Source organism: Actinomadura rubrisoli, assembly GCF_004349215.1.
Lineage (GTDB): Bacteria > Actinomycetota > Actinomycetes > Streptosporangiales > Streptosporangiaceae > Spirillospora > Spirillospora rubrisoli.
In genome coordinates this window covers 1-6,052 of sequence record NZ_SMKU01000463.1, presented here as the reverse complement: position 1 = coordinate 6,052, position 6,052 = coordinate 1, and the positions used below count along the sequence as shown (strand labels likewise).

Genomic DNA, 6,052 nt, shown 5'->3' with positions numbered 1-6,052 from the left:
GTCCGGGCCACGCCCAAGCCTGACAACAACCGCCCCCCGCAACGGCCCCCGTCTGCGCAGCCGCCCTACGCCTTCACGCGGGGTGCACCCTCACGCGGGGTGTGCCTTCGCGTGGGGTGCACCCTCACGCGTGGCGCCTCCTCTCCGGGGGCGGGCCTTCGTGTGGGCGTGCGTGGGTGGGTTCTCAGGCGGGTGGTTGTTCCAGGAGGGTGATCAGGCGGGCCATGCCGTCGTGGCCGTGGCCCTCTGCGACGGCGCGGTCGAGGAGGTCGCGCAGCGCGAGGAGCCAGCCCGGGTCGACGCCTTGCTCCAGGTACGTCTCGATCAGGCCGGGGAAGGCCACCTGGCTGGTCGCCACGCTGGAGACGTCGGTGCCGAACTCGCCGGCGTCGAGCGCGCGGGCCTGTTCGGAGAAGCCGCCCATCGTCGCGGTCAGCCAGGCGGTGATCATCGGCTCGATCGCGGTGGCCTGGACCTTCTCCGAGCGGACGAGCGCGACGGCCTGCTGGAATCCGGCGTACATCCCGTACATCGCGCTGAGCAGCGCCAGGTCGAACAGCGGTGCCAGGCCCGGGTCGATGCCGAGGAAGCGCGGCGAGCCAAGGGCGGCGAGGACGTCCTTGCGCGCCTCGAACGCCTCCTCGTCGCCGCTGTAGAGGATCAGCGAGGCGGGCCCGCCGATCATCTGCGGGACGGCCATGATGCCGCCGTCGACGTAGCGGGCGCCGTGCCCGGTGACGCGTTCGGCCAGGGCGCGGGCCTGCCGGGGCGTTCCGTTGGTCAGCTGCACGACCGTCCGCCCGGCGAGGACGTCCCCGGTGAGGATCTCGTCCGCGTTCTCGTACACCGACAGGCAGACGACCACCAGCGGGCTCGCGGTGATCGCCTCGGCGGCGGTCGCGGCCCGGACGGCGCCCTTGGCCACCAGGGGGTCCGCCTTGGCGGCGGAGCGGTTCCAGACCGTCGTCGCGTGCCCGTTCGCCACCAGGGTCTCGGCGAGCGCCGTGCCCATCAGGCCCAGCCCGAGAACGGTCACGGATGTGCTTTCAGCCATGTCAGAGCTCCTTTCCGTAGGAGACCCAGCCTGCGGCAGGCGGCTTCGGGAACCCTTCGGGCGGCATTACGGTGGGCGGTATGCGCTTCGGGGTCCTCGGTCCACTGGAGGTGCGGGCCGAGGGAGGCGATCCGGTCAAGGTCGCCGACCTCAAGGTGCGCGCCCTGCTGGCCGACCTGCTCGCGCACGCGGGACGGATCGTCCCGGCCGACCGGCTCATCGACGACCTGTGGGGCGGCGCGCTCCCGGCGAACCCGGCGGCGACGCTCCAGGCCCGCGTCTCCCAGCTGCGCCGCGCCCTGGAGGACGCCGAGGAGGGCGGCCGGGCGCTGGTGGAGTCGCGCCCGCCCGGCTACCGGCTGAACGCGCGGCCCGCCGACGCCGCGCGGTTCGAGGAGCTGGTGGAGCGCGCCCGGGAGGCCGCCGACCCGGCGCACCGTGCCGCCCTGCTGGGCGACGCGCTGGCGCTGTGGCGGGGGGCGGCGTACGCCGACTTCGCGGACGCCGCATTCGCGGGCCCGGAGATCGCCCGGCTGGACGGGCTGCGGCTCGCGGCGGCGGAGGCCCGGGCCGAGGCGCGGCTGGAGCTCGGCGAGGCCGAGCCCGTGGCGGCCGAACTGGGTGAGCTGGTCGCCGGGCACCCGCTGCGGGAGCGGCTCCGGGCGGCCTACATGCGCGCCCTCTACCGGACGGGCCGCGCCGCCGAGGCGCTCGCGTCCTACGACGAGCACCGGCGCCGGCTGCGGGACGACCTGGGCCTCGACCCCGACCCGGGCCTCGCCGCTCTGCACCGGGCGATCCTGCGCCAGGACCCCGCCGAGGCCGTCGCCCGGCACGTCCCGGCGACCAACCTGCCCGCCGACGTGACCGCGCTGATCGGCCGGGACGCGGCGCTGCGCGAGGCGGCCGGCCTGCTGGACGCCTCGCGCCTGGTGACGCTGAACGGCCCCGGCGGCGTCGGCAAGACCCGCCTCGCCGTGGCGGTCGCGCGGCGCCTCCTGGAGCATCGCCTGGACGGTGTCTGGCTGGTCGCGCTGGACGACGGCGCGCGTCCGGGCGCCTCCCGGGACGACGTGGCGGCCTTGGTCGCGAGCGTCCTCGGCCTGCGCGACGACGCCCGCCGCGAGACGAGCCCCGCCGGACGGCTGGGCGCGGCCCTGCGCGGCAAGCGCGTCCTCCTCGTCCTGGACAACTGCGAGCATGTGGTGGACCCGGTGGCCCGCCTCGTGTCGGCGCTCCTCCGCGACGTCCCTGACCTGCGGATCCTCGCCACGAGCCGTGAGCCCCTCGGCATCGCGGGCGAGCGCCTCTATCCCGTTCACCCGCTGGCCGTTCCGGAGCGTTTCGCACCCGGACGGGACGGACCGCCTCCGGTCGTCCCGGACGGCGGCCTGGGGCCGGCGGAGCTGGCGCGGTTCGGGGCGGTGGAGCTGTTCGTGGCGCGGGCGGCGGACGCGGCGGCGGGGTTCGCGCTGGACCGGGGGAACGCGGCGGCGGTCGCGGCGATCTGCGCGCGGCTCGACGGCATCCCGCTGGCGCTGGAACTGGCCGCCACCCGTGTCCGGGCGCTGGGCGTGGACGAGCTGGCGCGGCGGCTGGACGACCGGTTCCGGCTGCTGTCGTCCGGCGTCCGGGACGCCCCGGCCCGGCAGCGGACGCTCCGCGCCGTGATCGACTGGAGCTGGGAGCCGCTCGGCGAGGCCGAGCGGGCCGTGCTGCGGCGGCTCGCCGTGCACTCCGGCGGCTGCACGCTGGAGGCCGCCGAGGAGGTCTGCGGCGGGGAGCCCGACATACTGGCGCGCCTTGTCGACCGGTCGCTGGTCGTCGTGGGCGAAGGGCACCGCTACCGGTTGCTGGAGTCGGTCGCCGCGTACTGCATCGAGCGGCTCCGCGAGGCCGGGGAGTACGAGGAGACGCGGCGCCGCCACGTCCGCTACTACACGTCCCTTGCCGAACGTGTGGAGCCGCATCTGCGCGACGCAGAGCAGCGCCGGGCGCTCGCCCAGCTGCGCGCGGAGACGGGCAACCTGCGGGCCGCGCTCGACAGCGCCGTCCAAGACGGGGACGCCGACAGTGCGCTCCGGCTCGTGAACGCCATGGGCTGGTGCTGGTTCCTTTGGGGACGGATCGGCGAGGCACGTCGCGCGTTCGAGCAGGCGCTGTCCGTCCCGGGAGGGACGTCCGCCGCGCTGGCCAGGGCCAAGACCTGGCACGCCGGGTTCACCCAGCTCGAAGGGGACGGCGCCGACCGCGACGAACGCTGCCGTAGCGCCCTCGCCGCGTACGACGGCATCGACGACCCGTGGGGGAGGGCGTGGGCGCAGTGGTTCCTGGGCTTCGTCCGGATCGGGTTCGGCGACCTTGAGGAGATCGACGGCCTCACCGGTCGCGCGCTCGCGGGCTTCCGCGCGCTCGGGGACGGCTGGGGCGAGGCGGTGGCGCTCGCCACCCGCGCCGCGCAGGCGGTCTCCGCGGGCGACCTCGGGGCGGCCGGGCGCGACGGCGGGCGGGCCATGGACCTGTTCCGGACGGCCGGCGACCGCTGGGGGCGCCTCCAGGCCACCGAGACGCTCGGCCTGCTCGCCGAGGTGACCGGCGACTACGCCCGCGCCGCCGCGCTGCACCGGGACGGCCTGGACGACGCCGAGGAGCTCGGGCTGTGGACGGAGGTCTCCGGACGGCTGTCGCGCCTCGGCCGGATCGCGCTGCTCACCGGCGACCACGAGCGGGCCGACGAGCTGCACGGGCGCGCGAGGCGGCTGGCCGTCCGCGAGTCGCACCAGCGGATGGAGCACTTCGCCGAGGTCGGGCTGGCCCTCGCGGCACGGCGGCAGGGGCGGCTGGACGAGGCCGAGGCGCTGCTGCGCCGCTGGCTGGATTGGTGCCGCGACATCGACGGGGCGCCCGGCCTGGCGCTGCTGCTGGCGGAGCTGGGCTTCATCGCCGAGTTGCGCGGCGCCGCGGGCCCGGCCCTCGCCCTGCACGCCGAGGGGCTGGCGGCGGCCCGCGCCACCGGCAACCCGCGGGCGCTCGCGCTCGCGCTGGAGGGGACGGCGGGGGCGCAGTCCCTCGCCGGCCGCCACGAGGAGGCCGCGCGGACGCTCGCCGCCGCGGCCGCCGCCCGCGCGTCCGTCGGCGCGCCGCTGCCCGAGGCGGAGCGCGGCGACATCGACCGGATAGCCGCCCGCGTCCGCGCCGCGTCCGCCGCGCCAGTGTCCGCCACATCGGTGTCCGCAGCACCGGCGTCCGCCGCGCAGGCCCCGGGCCGCCGAGCTGCCACTCGGCGGCCCGGGTGAGAAGAAGCACCGGCCCGCCCGGGGGCGGGCCCTCACAGGACGCTCCTTCCTGGAAAGGACAGCAGGTCCCGTCACGCGAAGGCAAGTCGGTCAGTCGGCCAAAGGAATCGCCGCGTCAGGGTTTGCGGAGGAGGCCGCCGTACTCGTAGAGCCCCTTGTCGGTCTGGGTGACGCCGACGTAGGCGGCGAGGGCGTCCGGCACCGGCTCCAGCGGGGGCTGGAAGGGGTCGGGGCGCCAGTCCAGCAGGTTGACCAGGCCGGGGTCGACCGGCTCCAGCCCGTCGAGGAACGCGTCGACCTCGGCGGGGGTCCGGGTCCGCCAAGGGATCCCGGCGGCCGTGATCTGCGCGCTCATGACCGCGCCCCGGGACGGGTCGTCGCACACGACCTGGGACAGCCCGAGATGGCTGCCGGGCACGGCGCGGTCGATGATCGTCCGGAGGATGGCGCGGGGGTCGTCGGCGTCCAGCAGGTGGTGGCCGACCGACAGGAACAGCACCGCCAGGGGCTCGTCGAAGTCGATCAGCTCGCGGACGTCGTCGCGCTCCAGGAACGCGGCCTGCTCCCGCATGTCACCGGTGATGATCACCGTGCTGGCGTTGTCGGCCAGCAGGGCCCGCCCGTGCACGAGCACGACCGGGTCGATGTCCACGTAGACGACGCGCGCGTCGGGATCGAAACGCTGCGCGACCTGGTGGACGTTGTTGTTCGTCGGCAGCCCGCAGCCCATGTCGATGAACTGCCGGATCCCCGCGTCCCGCACGAGGTGGCGTACGGCCCTGTAAAGGAACGACCGGTTCTGCCGGGCGATGTCGACGCACTCGGGAAAGCCCTTGACGGTGTCGAGGATGAACCGGCGGTCGACCTCGTAGTTGTCCTTGCCGCCGAGCATCCACCCGTAGGCCCGCGCCGAGGTGGGAATGTCGTCCGGGGTCTTGGTGTCCACAGGCGCTCCCGCAGTTCCGGCGGCCCCCGAGGGGGAAGGGGGACCGACGGTGAAAGGCTACCTTCCAGATCACCTCGGACGGAAGATCTTCACGGGGATCCCGTGATCGCTTTGTCGCCTACGGTATCGGCGCCGTGAGCAGCACCACGGCGACGCCCGCGCCGACCAGCCCGGCCGCCTGCGCCGCCGACAGCCGCTCGCGCAGCATCGTGACCCCGAGCAGCACCGGCACCACCGGGTACAGCGACGACAGCACGACCGCGATGACGACCAGCTGCTCCCTGGCCGACAGCAGGTACAGCACGAGCGCCAGTGCCGCGACGACCCCGCTCGCCGCCGCGCCCCAGCCGATCCGGGCCGAGGGGAACCGCCGCCCGTCCGCCGCCATCATCGGGGCTATCGCCAGGACCGCGGCCACCCGCCCGGCGGCCACCGGCCAGGCGCCCGCCGCCTCGTCCGCCTGCGCCAGCGCGAGGTACTGGACGCCGATCCCGGCACTGGCCACGAGCCCGTTCACGAGCGCCGCACGCGTGGCGCCCTGCTCGTCCGACCGCGACCGCGACACCATCCACAGCGCCGGGAGCACCACGGCGATGCCCAGCCACGCCGCCACCGACGGCCGGTCACCGAGGAAGGCCACACCGGCCAGCACCGGCAGCGCCACCCCGCCGACCGCACTGACCGGCACGACCACGCTCATGTGCCCCCGGCTGAGCCCCCGGTAGAGGAAGAGCATGCCGACGCCCGTCCCGATCC

General features: G+C 75.4%; 4 protein-coding genes. 1 reads left to right on the top strand and 3 read right to left on the bottom strand.

All coding sequences use genetic code 11. The features are described 5' to 3' along the window. Positions 1–184 precede the first annotated feature (184 nt). Positions 185–1,054, bottom strand: a complete 870-nt coding sequence (locus tag E1298_RS42930; RefSeq protein ID WP_131903132.1) for an NAD(P)-dependent oxidoreductase — start codon at positions 1,052–1,054, stop codon at positions 185–187. Positions 1,055–1,134: 80 nt separating this feature from the next. On the opposite strand from E1298_RS42930, the gene E1298_RS42925 reads away from it, so the two are divergent. Continuing rightward, positions 1,135–4,350: an AfsR/SARP family transcriptional regulator gene (locus E1298_RS42925; RefSeq protein ID WP_131903131.1), complete on the top strand. Its 3,216-nt coding sequence runs from the start codon at positions 1,135–1,137 to the stop codon at positions 4,348–4,350. Between the two features lie 115 nt (positions 4,351–4,465). Here the strand turns inward: E1298_RS42925 and E1298_RS42920 are convergent, their stop codons facing one another. Both E1298_RS42920 and E1298_RS48925 read right to left on the bottom strand, forming a co-directional pair. After that, complete coding sequence (locus E1298_RS42920) at positions 4,466–5,296, bottom strand: SAM-dependent methyltransferase (protein ID WP_243726185.1); 831 nt, start codon at positions 5,294–5,296, stop codon at positions 4,466–4,468. A gap of 118 nt (positions 5,297–5,414) precedes the next feature. Beyond that, positions 5,415–6,052, bottom strand: a 638-nt coding sequence (locus E1298_RS48925; RefSeq protein ID WP_165975935.1) for a DMT family transporter, incomplete at its 5' end; no start/stop codon positions are given.